The 21,898-nt window shown below is 49.5% G+C and carries 23 protein-coding genes; 12 read left to right on the top strand and 11 right to left on the bottom strand.

The window, feature by feature from the left end:
- Positions 1–15 precede the first annotated feature (15 nt).
- Complete coding sequence (locus tag JU82_RS11545) at positions 16–321, bottom strand: hypothetical protein (protein WP_294891978.1); 306 nt, start codon at positions 319–321, stop codon at positions 16–18.
- 72 nt (positions 322–393) lie between these two features.
- On the bottom strand, positions 394–1,590 hold the full coding sequence (locus JU82_RS01045; protein WP_037945660.1) for a tetrahydrodipicolinate N-succinyltransferase N-terminal domain-containing protein: 1,197 nt from the start codon (positions 1,588–1,590) through the stop codon (positions 394–396).
- 112 nt (positions 1,591–1,702) lie between these two features.
- On the opposite strand from JU82_RS01045, the gene JU82_RS01040 reads away from it, so the two are divergent.
- On the top strand, positions 1,703–2,188 hold the full coding sequence (locus JU82_RS01040) for an ankyrin repeat domain-containing protein (RefSeq protein ID WP_037945659.1): 486 nt from the start codon (positions 1,703–1,705) through the stop codon (positions 2,186–2,188).
- Entirely contained in the window at positions 2,175–3,071 is an 897-nt protein-coding gene (htpX, locus tag JU82_RS01035) for a zinc metalloprotease HtpX (RefSeq protein ID WP_037945658.1), read from the top strand. The genes JU82_RS01040 and htpX overlap by 14 nt, the downstream gene beginning before the upstream one ends.
- 214 nt (positions 3,072–3,285) lie before the next feature.
- On the opposite strand, the gene JU82_RS01030 is transcribed toward htpX, so the two are convergent.
- The 7 genes from JU82_RS01030 to JU82_RS01000 all read right to left on the bottom strand — a co-directional run bounded on the left by JU82_RS01030 (position 3,286) and on the right by JU82_RS01000 (position 9,727).
- A complete protein-coding gene (locus tag JU82_RS01030) occupies positions 3,286–4,026 on the bottom strand; it encodes a molybdopterin-binding protein (protein WP_037945657.1) in 741 nt (246 codons plus the stop codon).
- A 73-nt stretch (positions 4,027–4,099) separates the two neighbouring features.
- Positions 4,100–4,747, bottom strand: coding sequence for an adenylate kinase (gene adk, locus JU82_RS01025; protein ID WP_037945656.1), 648 nt, complete (start codon positions 4,745–4,747; stop codon positions 4,100–4,102).
- 14 nt (positions 4,748–4,761) lie between these two features.
- Positions 4,762–5,334: an adenylate kinase gene (locus JU82_RS01020; protein ID WP_037945655.1), complete on the bottom strand. Its 573-nt coding sequence runs from the start codon at positions 5,332–5,334 to the stop codon at positions 4,762–4,764.
- 3 nt (positions 5,335–5,337) lie between these two features.
- Entirely contained in the window at positions 5,338–7,092 is a 1,755-nt protein-coding gene (gene aspS / locus JU82_RS01015; RefSeq protein WP_037945722.1) for an aspartate--tRNA ligase, read from the bottom strand.
- Positions 7,093–7,166: 74 nt separating this feature from the next.
- Entirely contained in the window at positions 7,167–7,928 is a 762-nt protein-coding gene (locus JU82_RS01010) for a slipin family protein (RefSeq protein ID WP_037945654.1), read from the bottom strand.
- Positions 7,929–7,930: 2 nt separating this feature from the next.
- The gene (locus tag JU82_RS01005) at positions 7,931–9,223 is read right to left on the bottom strand and encodes a nodulation protein NfeD (protein WP_037945653.1); all 1,293 of its coding nucleotides are present in this window, start codon (positions 9,221–9,223) and stop codon (positions 7,931–7,933) included.
- Between the two features lie 108 nt (positions 9,224–9,331).
- The gene (locus JU82_RS01000) at positions 9,332–9,727 is read right to left on the bottom strand and encodes a P-II family nitrogen regulator (protein WP_294891971.1); all 396 of its coding nucleotides are present in this window, start codon (positions 9,725–9,727) and stop codon (positions 9,332–9,334) included.
- 138 nt (positions 9,728–9,865) lie between these two features.
- On the opposite strand from JU82_RS01000, the gene JU82_RS00995 reads away from it, so the two are divergent.
- The 5 genes from JU82_RS00995 (at position 9,866) to JU82_RS11540 (ending at position 15,019) form a co-directional block, all read left to right on the top strand.
- Positions 9,866–10,843: an iron-sulfur cluster assembly scaffold protein NifU gene (locus JU82_RS00995; RefSeq protein WP_037945652.1), complete on the top strand. Its 978-nt coding sequence runs from the start codon at positions 9,866–9,868 to the stop codon at positions 10,841–10,843.
- Positions 10,843–11,964, top strand: coding sequence for an aldo/keto reductase (locus JU82_RS00990; RefSeq protein WP_037945651.1), 1,122 nt, complete (start codon positions 10,843–10,845; stop codon positions 11,962–11,964). The genes JU82_RS00995 and JU82_RS00990 overlap by 1 nt, the downstream gene beginning before the upstream one ends.
- On the top strand, positions 11,954–13,612 hold the full coding sequence (locus JU82_RS00985; RefSeq protein ID WP_037945650.1) for an FAD-dependent oxidoreductase: 1,659 nt from the start codon (positions 11,954–11,956) through the stop codon (positions 13,610–13,612). Before JU82_RS00990 ends, JU82_RS00985 begins: the two co-directional genes overlap by 11 nt.
- 65 nt (positions 13,613–13,677) lie before the next feature.
- Entirely contained in the window at positions 13,678–13,890 is a 213-nt protein-coding gene (gene nifT / locus JU82_RS00980) for a putative nitrogen fixation protein NifT (protein ID WP_294891968.1), read from the top strand.
- 154 nt (positions 13,891–14,044) lie between these two features.
- Positions 14,045–15,019 (top strand): diguanylate cyclase, encoded by a 975-nt coding sequence (locus JU82_RS11540; protein WP_294891966.1) that lies wholly within the window; start codon positions 14,045–14,047, stop codon positions 15,017–15,019.
- Between the two features lie 9 nt (positions 15,020–15,028).
- Here the strand turns inward: JU82_RS11540 and JU82_RS00970 are convergent, their stop codons facing one another.
- Positions 15,029–16,651, bottom strand: coding sequence for a sigma 54-interacting transcriptional regulator (locus tag JU82_RS00970; RefSeq protein ID WP_037945649.1), 1,623 nt, complete (start codon positions 16,649–16,651; stop codon positions 15,029–15,031).
- A 137-nt stretch (positions 16,652–16,788) separates the two neighbouring features.
- Here JU82_RS00970 and JU82_RS00965 point away from each other — a divergent pair, with 137 nt between their 5' ends.
- From JU82_RS00965 to JU82_RS00945, 5 genes are all read left to right on the top strand, one after another.
- A complete protein-coding gene (locus JU82_RS00965) occupies positions 16,789–17,337 on the top strand; it encodes a redoxin family protein (RefSeq protein ID WP_294891963.1) in 549 nt (182 codons plus the stop codon).
- On the top strand, positions 17,309–18,571 hold the full coding sequence (locus JU82_RS00960; RefSeq protein ID WP_294891961.1) for a hypothetical protein: 1,263 nt from the start codon (positions 17,309–17,311) through the stop codon (positions 18,569–18,571). Before JU82_RS00965 ends, JU82_RS00960 begins: the two co-directional genes overlap by 29 nt.
- A complete protein-coding gene (gene ald / locus JU82_RS00955; RefSeq protein ID WP_037945647.1) occupies positions 18,543–19,640 on the top strand; it encodes an alanine dehydrogenase in 1,098 nt (365 codons plus the stop codon). Before JU82_RS00960 ends, ald begins: the two co-directional genes overlap by 29 nt.
- A 127-nt stretch (positions 19,641–19,767) precedes the next feature.
- Positions 19,768–20,097, top strand: coding sequence for a nitrogen fixation protein NifQ (locus JU82_RS00950; RefSeq protein ID WP_037945646.1), 330 nt, complete (start codon positions 19,768–19,770; stop codon positions 20,095–20,097).
- Positions 20,094–20,339: a hypothetical protein gene (locus JU82_RS00945; RefSeq protein WP_037945645.1), complete on the top strand. Its 246-nt coding sequence runs from the start codon at positions 20,094–20,096 to the stop codon at positions 20,337–20,339. Before JU82_RS00950 ends, JU82_RS00945 begins: the two co-directional genes overlap by 4 nt.
- 44 nt (positions 20,340–20,383) lie before the next feature.
- Here JU82_RS00945 and JU82_RS00940 read toward each other — a convergent pair whose 3' ends face one another.
- Positions 20,384–21,670 (bottom strand): TolC family protein, encoded by a 1,287-nt coding sequence (locus JU82_RS00940; protein WP_037945643.1) that lies wholly within the window; start codon positions 21,668–21,670, stop codon positions 20,384–20,386.
- Positions 21,671–21,898 lie beyond the last annotated feature (228 nt).

Raw genomic sequence — 21,898 nt, 5'->3', positions numbered from 1 at the left:
AAGCGCTTTCTTCGTTTATGCTTTGATATCGAGCAATGAACCCATCATGTCGTTTTGCGCACGGATGGAACGGACATTCGCCTCTTCCACGTTTTGGATTCTCATTTGATCCGTCAGTTCTTTGGAAAGATCGGTTTGGGAGCGCTGGCTTCCGTTATCGGTTGCGGAAGATGTATTGGCTTTCGTCCCACCGTTTTGCGTTTCGCCGATAGTGGTGTCTTGAGGAACATAACTATCTGTATTGACGTTTGCAACATTCTGCGCATTATTATTCATGTAAGTTTGATTCGACATCATTGACGAAACATTTGAGTTTATCATACGCAGCTCCTTTTTACTTCAGATAATGAAAGTATAAGCCCCTTCGCCTTAAACAAGAAGGGGCAAAAGAAATTAGTGCAGATCGGCGTTAAGTTTGACTTCGCGGGTAGAGCGACGGATCATGAGTTGGCCCGTTGTAGAATCCTGCCGGTAGTGGATACCGTTCAGGCCGACCAGCTCTTTTCCTTTGAACGAAGTGCCGCTGAGCTTGGCAGAAGGATTGGCATCATTGATTTTGGCAAGTTCTTCTGCAGTGACCGAAAATTTCGTTCCGGCCAATACGGCGATACCCGCATCGACGATACAGCCGTCACCCAAAGCGATTCCGGTTACAGAATTGGCTCCAAGCAGTGTATTTTTACCGATTGTTACAGGGATGCCGTCCGTTCCGCTAAGAACACCAAGAATCGACGCGCCGCCCCCGACATCGGACCCGTCGCCGACCACGGCAGAGCTCGAGATACGCCCTTCTACCATGCTCACGCCCGTGGTCCCGGCGTTGAAATTTACATAGCTGGCCCCCGGCATAATTGTTGTACCGGCATGAAGTTGCGCGCCGAAGCGGACTTTGGAGTCATCAAGGATACGGGTATTGTTCGCCGGAATGATATGCTGCAAAAAGCGGGGGAACTTATCGACAAAATCGATTTTCGGATATTCGTTGGCAAATTTGAGCTCGATCTCGTTCGCACGGAGCCACTCAAGCTCGATGGGCTCGCCCTCAGACCATGCGACGTTGTGAAGTGCACCGAAAGCGCCGTTCAGATTGATCGAGCGGAGGGGTACTTTTCCCGTAGAGAGGGCGTAGAGTTTCAGATAGGTTCCCTCGACGCTTTTGCAGGCAGCATCGTTGAACAAAAAGGTCAGGCGATACTCGCCCTCGCGCATACCGCGTTCTTTGATAAGAGAATAGAGCGTCGAGACAACCTGAATATTTTTATGCGCATCCCCGTAGGCTTCGTCAGCATACGGAGTGAAGGCATTCAAGCATCCTTCTAGAAATTTCAGAGTAACCGGAACGACGACTTCATCTGCAGTGAAATCAATCTCGAAACCTTGTTCCTGAGCGCTTTTGATGAAGATAGCCGCGCTTCCGAAATTTTCGTTCCAGTTGATGTGGGGATACGTCGCCTGCAGCACTTTTTCACTGTCAAGCTGACCCAAATCGACGCGGCAGATTCCGAATGCGAGAGGATTTTTGTATCCAGCTCCGTTTTGAATCTCTTGAATACACGCTTTGAACGCCGCTTCCGTCTCTAAAATTTCCATATTTTCTCACTTGTGGCAAAATTAATGGGGAATTTTAGCATAAGAGACTAGACTTCAGTTGAATCTTGCGTGTTATACTGCTATTTAATTTTACGGATATAAAGCAGAACCTATGAAACAGTGGATCGAACTCTTAAAAGCAAACAATTATATTGGTGTCAAACAGTATTTGAAAAACGGTGCCAATCCCAATGACGAAGAAGAAAACGGTGAATCGGTTATCTGTTTTGCGATGCGCTATCATTGTGATCAGGAGATTATCGACGTGCTCATCGACAACGGTGCCGATTTGTTTCATACCGATCATGAGGGTGTCAGCGTATTTGATGTCGCGGTAACATACAACAATCTAAGCCTTATCGAACGCCTGTTGCGGGAGGGATTCGATGTGAATCATGCGACCCGCAACAGCGGTTTTACTCCGTTAATGGGGGCCGTGTGCTACGGACGGACGGATATCATAAAAAAGATGCTCGAACTCGGTGCCGATGTCAGCGCCCGTGACAGCCACGGATTCAGTGCCATCGATTTTGCCCGTAAAATGCATAAAAAATCTATTTTAGCCCTTTTAGAAGGAGAAAAAGATGGAACAGTTTAAAACTTTTTTATTGCTTGGTTCTCTGAGCGTGCTATTGGTATTTATCGGCGGTTATCTTGGCGGGCAGGGGGGAATGGTTATTGCCTTGCTGATTGCCGGCGGGATGAATTTTTATGCCTATTATTTTTCTGATACGATGATCCTCAAACACTATCATGCGATCGAAGTCGATCCCCGCGAAGCACCAATGCTGTACCGCGTCGTCGAGCGGTTGGTCGAACGTGCCGAGCTACCGATGCCGAAAGTCTACATTATCCACGACCGCATCCCCAACGCGTTTGCAACGGGCCGCAACCCTCAGCATGCCGCCGTAGCCATTACGACAGGGTTGCTTGAACTGCTGAACGAAGACGAAGTTGAAGGAGTCATGGCGCATGAGCTTTCCCACGTCGGACACCGTGATATTCTTGTCGCAACGATTGCGGCAACCATAGCCGGAGCAGTGGCTTTTACTGCGAATATGCTCCAATTCGGAGCGATGTTCGGTAGCCGCGACAACCGTGGCGGCAATCCGATAATCATGCTCGTTATGGCGATATTGCTTCCTCTGGCGGCTACTGTGATTCAAATGACGATTAGCCGTTCGCGTGAATTTATGGCCGATGAAGGGGCGGCACGCCTGACCGGTCATCCCGAATGGCTGCAAAGCGCACTGGTGAAACTTTCCAATTACAATGCTCGCGGAGAAGTGCACGGCGCTACGCCGGAAAATGCCCATATGTTTATTGTGAGTCCGTTTGACGGAAAAAACTTTTCATTTTCCAACCTGTTTCGTACGCATCCGACTACGGAACAGCGGCTTGAACGTCTGGAAAGGTTAAAAGAGAATATCGGTTCGGTCGAAGAAGGACGCAGCAAACTCTATGAGCGCCATTACGTCTAATCTCCCTCGATTTTAAGCGTAAAGTGGGGCTTTAAAGGCCCTTTCGTTTTCGGTCTTTTTAAAAAAGAATGGCGGTAAAACACATAAATGAAAGTCATTAGACCTAAAGCAAGCAGCAAATAACCTAATATACTCATCCTCTCCCCTTTTTTATGCCGGCTACATTGTTATAATGTATATCGGCATTACATAAAGAAAATTTATTTTTGATGATTTATATTAAAACATAATCTATTTTTTTGGCTTCGAGGGCCGTGATAAATAGCTGCAAGCAAGCAATTGATTCGGATTCATCGTGTGACGCTATCGAAATTTCCACACTCGGACGACCGTCGCGCAACATCGGTAGAGAAGAAAAATCAATCTCTTCGGGAAGGCTATTCATGACGTCGATCAAAGTGTTTTCGCTTGTCTGTGCGATTAGTGTTTTGCGATGCACTGTAGTCGCAAGGGGAAAAAAGCGCGTTAACGCTTCTTCCACCATCGGATGGGACATCTCGGGAAAGCCGGGCATAAAAAAATAGCGATCTTCCAGATAAAACCCCGACATATTATTGATGATATTATGGAGCAATCCGGCATTGGCAGGCAAATCCGCCATATGGATACGGTAGGGATAGGCTTCTTCATGAAACCGTTCAATAATATCGGAGCGGAATTTTTCATGCGGATAGAGTATCCCGTCGCCGAAGACGTCCGCAGCGATTTGCCGCGTCAGGTCATCGGGAGTCGAACCGATCCCGCCGAAGCTGAACATCACCGAATCGGAATCGTTTTTGACGAATTCAAAAGTATTGCGGATTAATAGGGGATCGTCTTTGATCGTCAGAGAGGTATAAAGAAAATGCCCGCGGGAGAGCAGGGTGTCACGAACAAAATTGAAATGCTTGTCGATTCGTCGGCCGTTTAAGATTTCCGAACCGATGATGACGGCGTAAAAATGGGGTGTTTGCATAAAAGAGATTATAACACGGCATACATTGAAGTAAAGGAAATGAAAATTCAGGCTGCAGCGCAGCCCGAAGGATTTATTTAAGGCGGGAAATAATCTCTTTTTCGACCGTATCGATCGGCTGTGTACCGTCGATGGTGATGTATTTGACCGTGATGTCGTTGGCCGCTACACCTTTATAATAATTGATAAGCGGGCTGGTTTGCTCGTGGTAAACGCGCAGGCGGTCAAGAACGACTTCGGCTTTGTCGTCGTCGCGCTGGACAAGGTCTTCGCCCGTTTCGTCGTCTTTGCCTTCGACTTTCGGCGGATTGTAAGCGATGTGGTAGGTGCGGCCCGATGCGAGGTGCGCACGGCGTCCGGACATACGCTCAACGATCACGCTGTCAGGTACATCGATCTCGATGACGGCATCGATTGCGACCCCCGCTTCTTTGAGCGCGTCGGCTTGAGGAACGGTGCGCGGAAAACCGTCGAGGAGGAAGCCGTTGCGGCAATCATCTTGCGCGATACGCTCTTTGACCAGACCGATAATGATTTCATCGGTGACGAGTTTGCCCGAATCCATAAACGATTTGGCCAGTACGCCAAGCTCGCTTCCCGCTTTGATCGCGGCGCGAAGCATATCGCCGGTTGAGATTTGGGGAATATCGAATGCTTTCGTCAAAAATTGTGCTTGAGTACCTTTTCCCGCACCCGGTGCGCCCAAAAGAATAATTTTCATGGTTATTGTCCTTCTTAAATTTTAGATTTTATAAAGAGTTCCATCTCGTCAACGATCTGCTCGATGGAACGTTCACCGTCGATCTTTTTGAGGAGGTTTTTTGCCGTATAGAAGTTTTGAATATCCGCGAGGGGATCGGTGTAAACGCTCATACGGTTATTGAAAACTTTTTCGTCATCGTCCGCACCGCGTGCACGCCCAAGGACGCGATCACGCGCCACTTCTTCGCTTACAACGACCTCGATGACGTTGATAAGCTCGATACTCTTGTCAGCGGCAAGAAATGTGTCGAGTTCATTCATTTGTTCATTGCTGCGCGGATAGCCGTCAAAAAGGACAACATCGGCGGGGGCATTTTTGATCGCATACGTGATTGTCTCTACGGCAATCTCGATGGGGACGATAAGCCCTTTGCTGATAAAGCTGTCGATCAGCTGACCGCGCGCGCTTCCGCTGGTCACTTCGGCACGCAAAAGATCTCCGGTAGAGTAGTGGACCATTGACTCGCCGTTACGTTCGGCGATGAGGGCTGCATCCGTCGTTTTCCCCGAACCGGGGGCGCCGATGATCAGAAAAAGTTTCTTCATCGATTATTTGGCACTTTCGCGTAAACGGATATGGAGTTCGCGAAGCTGCGTGATTTCGACCGGGCTTGGGGCATCGGTCATGATGCACGACGCTTTTTGGGTTTTCGGGAACGCGATAACGTCGCGGATGCTGTCTTTTTTGGAGAGAAGCATCATGAAGCGGTCGAAACCGATCGCGAAACCGCCGTGCGGAGGCGCGCCGAATTTGAGTGCATCGAGGAGGAATCCGAATTTCTCCTGAGCTTCTTCTTCGCCGATTCCGAGGAGCTGGAAAATCTGCTCTTGCAATGCCTGTTTATGAATACGGATCGATCCGCCGCCCAGTTCGGTTCCGTTGAGAACGATGTCATAGGCAATCGATTCGATGTCTTCGAGATGCTCGTGGTTCAAATCACGCGGCATGGTGAACGGGTGGTGAAGCGCTTTGACACGTCCTTCTTCAATTTCGAACATCGGGAAATCGACAACCCACACGAATTCGAAGCGGTCTTTGTCGATCAGGTTCATTTTTTCGTGCTCGGCGATGAAAATACGGAAGCGTCCCATATAATCCCATACGGTTTTTTTATCTCCCGCACCGAAGAAGACGACGTCGCCCACTTCCATCCCTGTGCGATCGATCAGAAGCTGCAAATCTTCGGGAGCGAAGAATTTTTCCAGCGGTCCTTTGAGTCCGTCTTCTTTCATCTGGAAATAACCCAGCCCTTTCGCACCGAATTTGCGGACGTAATCTTCGAAGCTTTTCATTTCGCGTTTGGAGAATACGAGATCGGCACCCGGAACGCGGAGCGCTTTGATGCGGTTCATTTTCGGGTTCGCGGCGATAGAGGTGAAAATCTCGTTGTCGCAGCGTGCGAAGATGTCGATCACATCGATCATTTTGAGGTCGTAGCGTAGATCGGGTTTGTCCGAACCGTACCATTCCATCGCATCGGCGTATTTGATACGGTTGAACGGCGTGTGGACTTCGTGTCCCGCAGAGGCGAACATTCCAGTGATCAGCTCTTCGGCAACGCGGATAACGTCTTCTTGGTTACAGAAGCTCATCTCGACGTCGATCTGGGTGAATTCGGGCTGACGGTCGGCACGAAGGTCTTCGTCGCGGAAACATTTGGCAATCTGGAAATAGCGGTCGAATCCGCCCACCATCAGCAATTGTTTAAAGAGTTGCGGAGACTGGGGGAGGGCGTAGAACTCGCCCTCATGGACGCGGCTCGGCACGAGATAGTCGCGCGCGCCTTCCGGAGTTGATTTGGTCAGGATAGGTGTTTCGACTTCCAAAAATCCGAGTTTATCCAAAACGTTACGCGCCGCAATCGCCGCTTTTGAGCGTAGCTGAAAGGTTTGAAACGCACTCGGGTTACGTAGATCGAGATAACGGTATTTGAGGCGCGTCTCTTCGCCGACATTGTTATCGCCGATGACGAACGGGACAGGCTCGGAGCGGTTTTCAATCACAAGATCATCAACGATGACTTCGATTGCTCCGGTTTTGAGGCGGGGATTGACAAGTCCTTCGCCGCGGGCACGAACGCGGCCGCGGGCGATGAGGACAAATTCGTCACGCACTTCACTCGCGACTTTGTGCGCATGCGCGTTGTCTGCCGGATCGCAGACGAGCTGGATTAGGCCGCTTTTATCGCGAAGGTCGATGAATACGATCCCTCCGTGGTCACGGTAGTTGTTCGCCCAGCCGCACAATACGACCTCTTCGCCGATGTTGGCTTCCGTTAAATCGGTACAAAAATGACTTCTCAAAACAAAGTCCTTGATCAAAATTTTTTGCAATTATAGCGCTCTTAAACTTTTGGTTTGATAATTCGGTGTATCGACTACTCTTTTGCGGTGCCTTTGAGAAATTTGCCTAAATCGGTCGGAAACGGAAAAATCAGCGTGTTCGTTTTGTCGTTTGATATATCGCTCATGGTTTGCAGATAGCGAAGCTGTATTCCCAAATCGTTCTGACTGAGTTTTTCCGCCGCCGCCAGAAGGTTTTTGCTCGCCTCGAGTTCCCCTTTGGCGTTGATGACTTTGGCCCGGCGTTCACGTTCGGCTTCCGCCTGCTTGGCTATCGCGCGGACCATGCTTTCATCCAGATCGATGTGCTTGATTTCGACATTGGATATCTTGATGCCCCAGGCATCGGTTTGTTTGTCGAGAATTTCCTGTATATCGTAATTGAGTTTCTCCCGTTCGGCCAGCATCTCGTCAAGTTCATGCCCGCCCAATACCGATCTAAGCGTCGTTTGTGCCAGCTGACTTGTCGCAACGAGATAGTCTTCGACTTGTATGATTGCTTTTTGAGGTTCCAAAACGCGAAAATAGACGACGGCATTGACATGGACGGAGACATTGTCGTGCGAAATCACGTCTTGCGTCGGCACGTCCAGAACGACGATCCGAAGATCGACTTTTACCATCTGTTGAATAAACGGGATCAGTATGATAAGCCCAGGCCCTTTGACACCGGTGAAACGTCCGAGCGTGAAAACGACGCCGCGCTCATATTCGCGCAGGATACGGATGGAAATCGGCAATATGGCTATGAGCAATGCCGCGGCATAGATAATAATGACTGGTATATCTAAAAACATGGTTACTCCTTTTGGGGTTTTACTTTCAAGATAAGGCCATGAAGCTCGATAACCTGAACTTTTTGACCGACGGTTAATTCACTATTGCTTTCGGCGTGCCATATCTCCCCATGGCAGAGTACATGATAACCTCCTTGGTCTGATTTCACGACTTCGGCATCGGCGCCGATCATCTCTTCGGCTCCCGTGACAACTTTAGCCGATCGCGAGCGCACATAAAGATTCGCTACCAGAATGAAGAATCCGAGGCTGAGTATGCTAAAAGCAATGACGAGAGGCAGGGAAACGCCGCTGCCTAACATATCTGCATCAAACAGCAGCAGCGATCCGAAGACGAAAGCGACAACGCCGCCTATCCCCAAAACACCGAATCCGGCAACAAAAACTTCGGCAACCATGAACGCGATGCCTAACAAGATCAGAAGTAATCCCGCATAGCTGAAGGGGAGCATATTGAGCGCAAAAAGAGCAATGACGCCTGCAATGGCACCGACGACGCCCGGGAAAACAGCACCGGGATTCATCATTTCGAAAAAAATGCCGTATATGGCGATGAGAAGCAACAGGTATGCGATATTCGGATCGGTTACCGTCGAGAGAAAGCGGATTTTCCAGTCAGCTTCAAAGGGTATGACCGTGCTTCCGGCAACGTGCAATTGCACCCGTTTTCCCAAGAGTATGACCGTACGGTCCTCAAGCTTTTCCAGAAGCGGTATTGCACCGTCGGCTATAAGATCGATTACCCCCAAACGCAAAGCATCCTGCGCGGAGAGGCTTTCAGCCGACTCAACCGCATTGACGGCCCATGTGGCATTGCGCTCATTCATCTGCGCGAGGCTGGTTATGTAGGCTGTGGCATCATTGATGGCTTTTTTCTCCGCCGTTGTTTCCGTGGCGTTTGATTCTTTTTCGGCAGAAGGGGGCATCAGGCTGATGGGGGTCGCCGCACCGAGATTGGTCCCAGGGGACATCGCCGCCACATGTGAAGCATACAGAAGGTAGGTTCCGGCACTGGCGGCACGCGCACCTCTGGGGGCAACGTGGGTAATGACGGGAATAGGGCTGTTGGTGATGGATTGAATCATGTCGCGCATCGACGACGACAAGCCGCCGGGCGTATCAAGTTCTATTAACAGTGCTTTCGCATGCCGTTTGCGCGCCTCTTTCAAAGCGTCCTGCAATAGCAGGGAATGCGCCGGCCCGATTGCCCCTTTTATCTCGACTTTTATAACGACAGACGATATTGCCGAAAGGGACGCAAACAGCAGGAGAATCAGAAGCAGCGCACGTTTCATTTTTGCAACCTGTATGACAAGATTTCAAATGATTCTATCGATGGCTATGAAACATGATAACTTATAAGTAAAATGAAAGTCAAGCACAAGATGCCCGCAAGGCACCTTCTAGCTCGATGGAGTATCGACGGCGGTAAAAAAAGTATTGCTTTTTGTGGTCGCACGCGGTATCGGCTGTGTCAATGCCGTTTCGTTTTTCTCTCCCGTACGGATACGTTCGACTTCCGAAACGGGGGTAATCCACATTTTGCCGGCACCGTGTCCCAGATCCTGTGTGTGGGAACGGATGCATTCCATCGCAATTTCTTTGTGTCGCTCGTCGGAGACGACGATAATGATCATAACTTTAGGATACAGATCGGGCGCATTGTTTTTCTCGGCGATGCCGAGTGATCCTTTCCCGATAACATCCATAACTGTAACCCCTTCGATCAAATTATCGAACAGCTCACGCAGAACATCGTTAAGACAGTGTTTGTTAAATACAGCGGTAATCTGGACCATGACGGCTCCCTTTTAAGTAATTGATATGTTCTATGCATATTGCGTTCTTGATAAGTGTAATGACAAAAATGTCGTAGGTACACAAGAATACCTCTTGCATGTCTTAGAACAATATCATTGCATTACAAGGAGCAGCTAATGGCACGAGACACCCTGATCGGCGGAGCGTTGTGGGAAGAGTATTCATCTGAAGTACAGCGGCGGATGAATGATCCGATAAATATGGGAGAAATAACCCAGGAAGAGGCCGATTCTGCAGAAAAACAACTCATTATCGCCGATTTCGGTGCGGAGAGTTGCGGAGATGCGGTGCGACTGTACTGGATGATCGATCCCAAAAACGATGTGATCGTCAAAAGCCGTTTCAAAAGTTTCGGCTGCGGTACGGCGATCGCCAGCTCGGACATGATGGCCGAACTGTGCATGGAAAAAACAGTCGACGAAGCACTCAAAATCACCAATATCGACGTTGAAAAAGCGCTCCGTGACGATCCGAACATTCCTGCCGTTCCGGGGCAGAAAATGCACTGTTCGGTCATGGCCTACGATGTGATCAAAAAAGCGGCATCTATCTACAAAGGGGTGGATATGAGCGAATTCGAGACGGAATTCATCGTATGCGAATGCGCCCGCGTCAGCCTTGACACCCTTAAAGAGGTAATCCGCCTCAATAAACTGGGTTCCATCGAGCAAATTGTCGACTACACCAAAGCAGGCGGTTTCTGTAAATCGTGTATCAAGCCCGGCGGACATGAGAAGAAAGATCTTTATCTCGTCGATCTGCTTGCCGAAGTCCAAGAAGAGCTGGCTAAAGAGGCGATCAGCAAAAAAATAAAAGAGGCCAAAGGGGACGGGAATTTCAATGCGATGAGTCTTGTGCAAAAACTCCGAAGCATCGAATCGATTCTGGAGGAATACATCCGTCCTACCCTCAAAGCCGATCACGGCGACGTCGAAGTCGTCGATCTCAAAGAGGTTGACGGAGAGCATGAACTGTACATCCAGTACAAAGGGGAATGCATGAGCTGCTCGATGAACACGACGACGACGTTGGCTGGGATGCAGGACATGCTTAATTTCAAACTCAAAACCAATTTGCGCGTCATGGTGATCTGATGAAATTGGCAACGAAAGAGGGGACATTCCGGTATCTCAAAAAATTCGGCAACTATTCCAAAGATTTTTACCGTTTTAACGGAGAACTGTTCTTTCCTTCGCTGGGATTGGGAACGTACAAACCCGAACCCTACAAAGAAGATAACTACATCATCAACTTCTCTGAAGCGATCCAAACGGCTCTTCGAAACGGAATCAATCTGATCGATACGGCGATCAATTACCGCTACCAGATGAGCGAGCGCGAGATTGCCGAAGCCATTATGCCGATGCTTGAAAACGGCGAAATCAAACGCGATGAAGTTATCATCGCTTCCAAAGGCGGCTTCATACCTCTTGATTTCCCGTTTCCGGACAATCCCTACGGCTGGATTGAGGAAATAGTTGTAAAAGGGGGATTGGCCGCCAAAGAGGAAATTGTGATCGATCAGCATTGCATGTCGAAAAAATTTCTGCGCTGGAGTTTTGAACAGTCGCTGAAGAACATCGGAATCGATGCGCTCGACATCTATTATCTGCACAATCCCGAAACACAGCTCGGGTATGTCGATCAAGAGACGTTCTACGCTCAGATTGAAGCGGCTTTCGAGCTGTTCGAGGAGCTTCGCCGTGAAGGAAAGCTCGGCTCGTACGGCATTGCATCATGGAACGGATTTCTGTATGAAGAAGATCATACCGAATACATCTCCTTGGCAAAAGTCATGGAGATCGCAACGCGCGTCGGAGGCAAGCATCACGGGTTCAAATACATCCAAAGTCCGTTTAATCTCGCAAAACCGCATGCCTACGGTTATGCCAACCAGCGGTGCGAAGACGGTATGTATTATCCTCTGATGTATGCGTGTGCACGGTACGGCTTGAGCATGCTCGGGTCCTCTCCGCTGCTCCAGAAAAATCTTTTTAAACGGGCGTTTTCATCGGTCGTCGGAGCACATATGAACACATCGGAGTTGACCGATATTGCGACTGCACTGCAATTTGCCCGTAGTGCCGGGGCGATCAGTGCCATATTCGGCGCAGTTGAGCCGCAGCATGTTCAAGACAATGCATTGCTCGCGTATCTGCCGAGTGCATCGGAAGAATCGATGCGCTCGCTTATGAGGGATTCGTATGCTGTATGATGTCGTTGTTGTCGGAAGCGGCATATCCGGGCTTTATGCGGCGCTGTATGCTAGACGCGCGGGGCTGAGCGTTGCGCTGATTTGCAAAAGCAACCCCTTGCGTTCAAACTCTGCCGTAGCATCTGGCGGGATCAATGCCGTCCTTAAAACCACGCATCGCGACTCGTGCCGCGAACATATCGGTGATACGATGAACGGCGCGGGTGAATTGGCCCGATTTTCATCGGTCAGCGCGATGGTGACAGGTGCTGAAGAAATCATACGGGAGCTTCAATCAATGGGCGTCGCATTCGATTGCCGAAATGACGGAGAGATCGCCCAGCGCCCATTCGGCGGAACAAAATCCTCGCGTACCTGTTACATTGCCGATAAAACCGGGGCCGCGATCACGCAAACGCTGCTCGTACAATGCCGTAAAGAAGGGGTGAAGATTTTCCAAAATCACGTAATGCTCTCCATTGCGACATTTAAAGAACAGCTCTCCGGCATCACGATTCTCCGTCGTAAAGATTCTCAGGTGATAGCATTTGCATGCAAGTCCCTGATTTTGGCCGGAGGAGGATATGCGGGAATATACCGCGGCCACTCGACCAATTCGCAAGAATCAAGCGGAGATATGCTGGCCATCGCCTTGCGCAGCAAAATGAGGCTGGTGAATATGGAGTTTGTCCAGTTTCATCCGACGACACTAGCAGGCAGCGGCACATTGATCAGCGAAGCTTCTCGCGGCGAAGGAGCTTACATCGTCGATGAAACGGGGACGAGATTTACCGATGAACTGGCTACTCGGGACAAGCTCGCTCGTGCCATCATGCGCCATCAGGCAGAAGGGCACAGTGTTTATCTTGATTTCCGCCATCTTGGCGAAGAACTTATCGAGAAAAAACTTCCGTCCGCCCGGAAACATGCCCTCAACGGAGCGGGTGTAGATATACTCAGCGAATTGCTCCCGATCACGCCGGCCGCTCACTACACGATGGGGGGCATTTGGAGCCGTAGCGATACGTCTACCGACATCCCGAACCTCTTCGTATGCGGAGAATGTGCCTACAGCGGAGTACACGGTGCCAATCGGCTGGGGGGAAACAGCCTCCTGGAAGCAGCCTATTTCGGGCGGGTCGCAGGAATCGAAGCCTCACGTGCCGCCAAGAAAAGTGAATTTCACCCGATTGATTACGCGCTTGTCGACAAAGAGGCACGTTACATCGAGATGATACTTGAGGGGGAAAATCGCTTCAACATCAACACGATGCGGCGCAATCTTGGAAATAACCTCTACAACAATGCGGGGATATATCGCACGCATGATTCGCTGGCCGATGCGCTTGAATACGTCCACTATCTGATGACGATGTCCTCGGGACTGTGTTGTATCAACAAAGAACGCAGCGATAATGTCGAGCTTCTCTCTATTATCGAATTTCGAAATTCCCTGACCGTTGCCGAAGCAATGCTCATGTGTGCCCTGGCGAGAGAGGAAAGCAGGGGGAGTCATTACCGTGAGGATTTCCCGCACAGCGATAACAAAGACTATCAAGCCAATACGATCGTCAAGCGGCTGGCTGGGACTTTTTTACGCATCACGTTCGAAGGGAATCTATCTTCGGACTGGTGGCACCGTATACGGCGTTTTTTCCATGCACAATAAATGCATTGAAAAAGAATGTGCGTCTTCCATAAGACGTCTAATATTATAGAATATAAGGATACGATGTGGCAAAAGTGATGTTACGCTATGACTCTAAAGGAGCAATTTCGTTTTATGTAGCCAAGAAAGACATGGAAGAGACGATACTCAAATCAGAGTTCGACAGTGATGAACGATGGGGTGGAGAAGTTGAACTGAGCAACGGAGAAGTATGGTATATCGATCCGTGTGTTAAAAAATTTCCGGCAGAAGTGGTTGCCAAACGCATCAGCGAATAGGGAACATCCGTATCTTTTTCTCTTGGATTTTTGACAGATTGACAAATAAGCACGCTTGATTTATGAATCTCTGCTATAATGACAACAATTAACCAATAATAACCTAAAATATTACTCTGGGTGTTATGGTATTTTAACCGTTGAAAGAGATTGCATGAATCCAGAAATGTCGGTCATTACCCCTTCAACACATCTCGGTGATCTTTTTGATGCCGCACACAGATGCAAAACCTTTGAAGGCGATACCATTGTCCAGCATGTATTGGAATTCTTTTCATTCAATAATGCCGATGCCGTCATTATTACGCAACAATCTTCGAATGTCGGTATTTTGACCGTCAAAGATTTGGTGCGTATCGTACACAATTGCGACAATCTCGGCCTTCCAATCCGCGAATTCATGAGTTCGCCCCTCGAAACATTTGAATCAGAGACGGCTGTTTCGGACGTAATTGAGGCTATGGATGACATTCCGTTCGACAAAATCGTAGCGGCGGACGGAAAGAATGTCGTCGGCATTATCGACAAACGCCATCTTATGGCTTTGTGTTACAGACAAATCACCCCTATCGTCAAGCAAGACTACGGCATGATCCATTCTCTTATGGGGCTGGTCGGAGAAGGTGAAAAAGGGCTTTTGAAATTAGCGACCACCGATACCCTGACCGGAATTGGAAACCGTCGTCTATTTGAAGAGATATTTCAATCCTATCAGAAAAACGCCGATAACCGCGATTATTCGCTCTATCTTCTTTTGTTTGATGTTGACAATTTCAAAAGCATCAATGACACGTTCGGCCACAATGTCGGCGATTCAGTTCTGAAGCAATTGACCGATCTGGTTGCTTCCTCTATCCGTAAAACAGACACTTTTGTCCGATGGGGAGGAGAAGAGTTTGCTATTTTGCAGCGCTATTCCGATCCGATGGCCGTCATGAAAGTCGCCGATCAGATCCGTAAAAAAATTGACGAATGCAGTTTCGAAACAATCGTTCATGTTACCTGCAGTTTCGGATTGACTTCGGTACAACCCGCAGAAGCACTGGAAAGTGTCTTCGAAAGAGCCGACAAAGCGCTGTACCGTGCAAAATCGGACGGTAAGAACTGCATTCGAATTCAAATGGAATAAATCCCGAAATCAGATCTCGATGCCGTATTGTTTGATCTTGTAGCCGATCTGGCGTGCCGTCATTCCCAGAGAACGTGCCGCTTTTGTCTGAATCCCGTGCGAATCCATAAGCGCTTGAATGATTGATTCGCGTTCAAGTTCCTGAAGAGTCTTTTTGGTTATCGGGCCGTTTGCCAGTTCTTTCGGAGCTGGCTGAGTCGATGAGGGCGCCATGGGCATAGCATGATCATCGCTTTGCATGTACAGTTTTTGATAGTTAAACGGCAGAACGTGACTGAGCATCTCCGGCTGAATTTCGCCGTCAGGACAGATCAGGACGATCCGCTCCATTGTGTTTTGCAGTTCCCGAATATTGCCAGGCCATGGGTAATCAAGCAGCAGTTCCATTGCCGCTTTCGTAAAATGCATCATTTTGCGGTGTTCTTTCATAAATCGGTGAAGATAATGCTCGATTAAGAGTTTCACGTCTTCATACCGCTCCCGCAACGGCGGCAGGTTAATCGGAATAACGTTCAGGCGGTAAAACAGGTCTTCGCGAAACTCTCCCTTGCGTACCATCTCTTCAAGATTTCGGTTCGTTGCGGCAACGAGCCGGACATTGGTTTTGATCGTTTTGGTACCGCCGACCCGCTCAAATTCCTGCTCCTGTAAAATGCGCAGAAGTTTGACCTGCAACGAGGGTGTGATATCGCCGATTTCATCCAGAAACAGCGTCCCTCCATCGGCTAGTTCAAAGCGTCCCTTGCGCATCTCCCGCGCATCGGTAAACGCCCCTTTTTCGTGACCGAAAAGTTCGCTTTCCAGAAGCGTCTCACTGATAGCCGCACAGTTGAGTTTGATGAACGGGCCGTTTTGGCGGCGGCTCAGATTGTGGATGGCGGTGGCGATAAGTTCTTTCCCGGTTCCCGTTTCCCCGCGGATCAGTATCGTCGCATCGGTTGGCGCGACGGTATTAATCATCGAAAACACCTGTTGCATCCGCGTGGAACGTCCGACAATGTTTTCAAATTTGTAGTCTTTTTGCATCTCTTCTTTGTAATACGTCTTGAGTTCGCTCAAGGACTCTTTTTCCTGTGTAATCGTCTGCTGAACTTTGAGTGCACCCACAAACAACGAGCCGACAATGGTGAGCATACGGACGATTTCATCAAAATTCAACGGACTGCTTTTACCGATATTGGCTGAGATGACACCGATTACCTCTTCATCCTGAAGCAGCGGTACGGCAACATATGAGACCATCTGCGTCGAAATATTCCCCATCTTGTTTAGATAATTGATGTTGTTGTGGATATTCTCGATGACGATCGGCTCGCGGCTTTTGGCTGCCAGACCCGTAGCGCCTTCGCCAAAGCGGTAGATTGCCATCTTTTTCTGATACGGCTCCAGATCGATCGATATCAACAGCTCCAGTTCATCCGCATCTTCTTTTTTGCGGAAAAGGGCACATCTCTCCAGATATCCATGCTGCTTCAGGCGACGCATCGCCTTCTCTACGCTCTCATGGATATCGGTTGTGCTGGTCAGCATCACGGCCACTTCATATAACAGATTGATTTCTTTATACGCAAAGGTGAGCGAGCAGGTCTGGCACTCTTCACGGCTTGGAATGTTGGCTTCAAAGGTCATCATTTTGCAGTCTTTTGTCTAAGTTATGGACTAATTGTAGTACAAAACAGTGCAATGAACCGGGATTCATGTGGATAAAAAATAGGCAGTTTTTAGAACTTATTTTGCACTATCGTGACAAAGCCCTACAAGGAGTAACAATGCAGATCACCGTACACGGAACACCGACCCCGCTAGAGGGAAAAGAGATGGGCATCTGGCGAGAAGCGCCGGCGGCACGCGTAACGCAAATCGACGGAAACCAGAATGTCATTGGAATGATTGCCCCGACCGCGCAGCTTCTTATCGCCATCCCTTCGCTCAAAACCGAAGTATGCTCACTCGGAGCCAAAAAATTCAATGATCTCATCAAGCAGTTCAAAAAGCTCAAAACGGTCATGATCACTACGGATGATGTGGAATTTGTCCGGGATTTCGTAACGCGCGAGGGGATCGACGGCGCCGATGTTGTCATCGATACGAACCGGGATTTCGCCAAAAAATACGGTCTGCTTATCAGCGACGGAAAACTCAAAGACCGTCTGGCACGAGCGGTATTCGTCATCGATCAGGAGGGACTCATCAGCTACAAAGAGGTCGTTGCCGAAATCACCGATGAAGTGGATTACGATAAATGCATCGAAGCGGTCGATAAAGCCGCAAATTTCAAGAAAAAAGGGCATGAGCACGAAAACTGGATGGGCGTCTGACGTTCGCATGCGTCACGCAACGCTCCTCACGCCGCAATCAGTCGCCCGAAAAACGACTTTTTTGGAATGGAGGACTCAGCCCTCACTCTTCAAACGTTATCCCGATTTTTGCTACCGTATTGCGATCGAGGGCAATTTACCGCTTTTTTGGCTTGGACGGGTACGGTGTATTACCGACCGGCATACGGTGTCTGGCAAGCCGTATTATCGTCTTAACGTCCCCTCGGCCGGAAATCTTCATCCCTTGGAAATGTATCTGCAGATTCGTAACGTATCAGGGTTTCTCGACGGTATTTACCATTGGGATGCAGCGTCCGCTTCCATCGTTCTCATCCGCGAGATAGAACGTGATGGAATCGAGCCGTATATCGGCATCGACCGCCGCTTTAACGGATGCGTCGTTATGTTTTCCGTGGTCCCGTTTCGTTCGGCATGGAAATACGCTCTAAGAGCATGGCGCTATGTCTATCTGGACCTTGGGCATCAAATTGCGGCTTTGCAGTACGTCGTGAACTATTTCGGATTGCCGACGACAAAATTGTCCGATATGGACATTTTGGGTCTTAACCGAATTATGGGGATGGGCGAGGGTGAATTCATTGCATCCGTCTTTGCTGTCGGAGTGCCGTCATCCAGACCTGCCGTCGCTTTGGAATCAGCATTGATGACGGTCGCGCCGTGCGACTATCTGTACCGTGATTCAAAGCTGACAGAAGCGGTTGCGCACGAAGGCGCCTATACCGATTATCCGCTTGTCATTCGGCCGATCTGGGATGAAAATGTAAATCTAACGCGGCGGAGTGCACGTGATTTTTCCCCTCAGACAATGAAAGCTGAAGCAATCAGGGAAATATTACAACTGTCGTACAGTGAGTCGCTTGACGTCCTTCATATCGTCGTACATCCCATGCATACAGGCATTTATCGGAACGGGATGAAGATTCAAAACGGCAATTTCTCGGCTGATGCCGTTCATCTTCTTTTGGAACAGCGTTTTATTTCAAACGCGAGTGTGGTATCATTGATTTTTTCTGTTCGTTTCGATTCACACTCTCACATTGAAGCGGGTATATATGCTCACGGACTGTACCTCTTAGCCGAACACAACGGCATAGGGTGCAGCGGCATCGGTGCATTTTACGATGAGGAAGCGTTACGCTGGTCCAACATGCCGTTGCTGTATGCGGTGGCGATAGGGGGAAAATATGATAATCGGAGTTCCAAAAGAGATTAAAGCCGACGAGTTTCGCGTAGGTATGACCCCTGCGGGTGTACGTGAGGCAGTGCACTCCGGCCATACCGTACTCATCGAAAAAAGTGCGGGTATCGGCAGCGGATTTGAAGACGAAGCCTACGGAATGGCCGGAGCGGAGATCATAGACGACGTGAATTATCTATGGGAAAAAGCGGAAATGATCGTCAAGGTGAAAGAACCCATCGAACCCGAATACCCACGCCTGCGTGAGGGACATATTCTTTTTACCTATCTGCATCTTGCCGCAGATAAATGCCTCACCGAGATACTCCGTGATCGAAACGTGAGCGCATTCGCGTACGAGACATTGCGGGTCGGCCGGCGTTTGCCGTTGCTCGAACCGATGAGCGAAATTGCCGGACGGATGGCGACTCTGTTCGGGTCTGTCCATCTCGGGCGCTATTACGGCGGAAGCGGACGGCTTATGGGCGGCGCTGTCGGTACGGAACCGGGGCACGTTGTCGTTTTGGGTGCGGGGGTTGCCGGCAAAGCAGCTGCCGATGCCGCAGCAGGGCTTGGAGCCGAAGTATCGCTGTTTGATATCAATACCGAACGACTCGGGTATCTGCGCGACGTCATGAACCCGCGGGTAACTTTTCATTACTCGTCGCATGAGTCAATATTAAATAGTATCAAGAGTGCTGATCTCATTATCGGAACCGTTTTAATCCCCGGAGCCAAGGCCCCGAAACTCATCACCCGCGAAATGCTCTCTCTCCTTAAAAAAGGTTCTGTCCTGGTCGATGTTTCGATCGATCAGGGAGGATGCTTCGAAACATCCCGTCCCACAACCCATTCAAATCCCACGTTTGACGTAGATGGTATCGTCCATTACTGCGTTGCCAACATGCCGGGTATGTATCCGCGCACATCGACAATCGCCCTTACCAACGCGACGTTGCCCTATCTTCTGCGTATCGCGCACACGCCGCTAAACCGCTTGCTCAGAGACGAAACCCTCGGAACAGCTCTGAACGTATTCGGCGGTTATATTATGAACCGAGCCGTCGCGGAAGCTCACGGAATGGAATGCAAAGCACTGCTCTGAACGAAATCGACCAAGCCGACTCGATCCTTAGTTTTCTTCGCCTCTTCGTCAGACGGACGCGTCTGCGGGTCAATTAACCCGCGTACAGAAATTGCATTCTATCGGCAAACCTTTTGGGAGGGATGCCATGAGCGAACACGATGCAATGCGTCACGAAATCGAAACCTATCTGAAAAAATACGCCGTCGACGATGAAGCAAGGTATGTCGTTGCCCCGCTGATCGCCCGTAAATCCCTGGAAATGAACCATCTTTATCAGGATTTGGGCTTTAAAAACCGTATTCAAATGGGTGCGTATATGGCCAAACATTTTCCTCCGCTTGCCGAGCTTAAACCCAAAGATAAGCTCTGGAAAAAGTTTCTTTACGATGCAATCGGAAAAGTGGCTCCGGCGTGCGCGTCGTGCAACGACCATGAACACTGCTTTTCCTGCCTTATTTCGGAGGCAAGCGCATGATGAACGCAACCAAGCTGCGGGTCATGCAAGCGATTTTTTCACTTAGCGACGAGACCGAATACAATATCTATGAAGCCGATGACATTGCCGAATACGCCCGCATGGATGCGGATCAGGTACGCACGATCGTATCCGAGCTTTACGACGAAGGGTATTTGGGAGAGTGCATGAGCATCGGTGATGACGGTTACGAGACTTTTTATCTCAACAAAAAAGGGCGCGCCCTGATCGGAATGGAATAAAATGGTCAAAAAAAGCTGTCTTAGCCGGGCGGATCGTTGAGCGATCAGGGCGTCTCGGACAAGGCTTTTTTCCGGTAAACCTCAAGCCCCCCTTGAAGCCACAGAGAGATCGTCAGATTAAACAATTCGCTTTCCAGCGCGGCCGCATTCGATTTTGCGCCGGCCAGATCGGCAATCGACCGGCTCAGTTCGTCAGCACTGGCAAGCTGATTGTCAAAACGTCCGCGTGTCAGATTCGCATATTCCTCGGCAGCTTTAATTTGCATCTGCGCGCTCAAGAGTTTGCTGCGGGTGCCCTCGATTTGTAACTGCGTGTTACGTATTTCAAGCGCGATTTGACGTTTATAATCTTCTACTGCGGCGACAGCGGCCATTTCGGCCGCTTTGGACGATTCCAGAGTGTGCCGGTCGCTCATGCCGCTAAAAATATTCCACGAGGCGATCGCTCCGGCATAACTTTGATCCGCATTGGCGTATCCGTCTCCGTTGAGTTCGAAGGTATCTCCCTGCCGCTTTAGGGAAGCCACAAATGCGATGTTCGGATACCAACGGCTTTGTGCAAGCGTACTGTCGCTGCGTGCTATCCCTACCATTTTTTCCAGACTCAGCAGATCTTCGCGTTCCGTAAGTGCCGTCTGTTCGATCTGCCCTTGCACCGGGATAAAAAGGTCCTTTGAGGGGAGGGCGACTTCGTCCACTGGCATATCCGCCAAATAAGAGAGGCGATTCAGCAGCCGTCGTTGTGCATTGCGGCTTTCGGTAAGCTGCGCATCGATCTCATAGCCTTTGGCTTCGATCGCGTACAAGGCTGAAGGGGCAAGCATGCCGTTTCGATGAAGCCCTTGGGCTTTTTTGTACGACTCTTCGATGGCTTTTTTCGCTTCCTCCTGAGCCGCGATCACACTGTCGAAAGCGGCGGCACCGGCATAAAGAACGGTCGCATTCAAATACAGGTTGCGTTTCAGATCAGCCACATGAAGCGCCGCTTTTTCGTGATTGAGTTTAGCCTTTTCGGCCGAAGCGGTAATAGCAAAGCCGCTAAAAAAAGGATAGGTCAGCGACAATTCTCCCGACACTTTGTTTCTGCTTCCGGTCTGCATCGGCGATGATGCGAACATGACGGTAGGCGTCCGGTTGAGCTTCACGGCGCTCAGTTGCGCATCCACGGACGGCAAATGTTTTCCTTCGGCGGCACGGTAACTTTCCAAAGCCGCCTTCTCCAGTTGTTCGGCACTTTGGACGGCAAGCGATTTGTCGATGCGCGCGATCACTTCCGGATAGCTTTGCGCCCAGATAACAGTTGGTAGAATGAAAGGAAGCAGCCGCTTCATGCAATCTCCTTTTCCATGCCACAATATAATCACGCTCCGATTAATTGATACTGAATTAAGGAAGAACGCTATAAGATGATCCAAATCAAGAGACAATGGAAACCCTATGATTCCGATCCTCAAAAAATACTGGCTCGGCGCGCTCATCGCATTTTTATTCATTGCCGCCGCATTGTTAATCTATGTAAAACTTCATCCTCCGATGTTGCCCGATAATCTGATACAGGG

The organism is Sulfuricurvum sp. MLSB (assembly GCF_000747095.1).
Lineage (GTDB): Bacteria > Campylobacterota > Campylobacteria > Campylobacterales > Sulfurimonadaceae > Sulfuricurvum.
The sequence above is the reverse complement of the archived record's forward strand: the minus strand, read 5'-3'. Positions and strand labels throughout refer to the sequence as shown.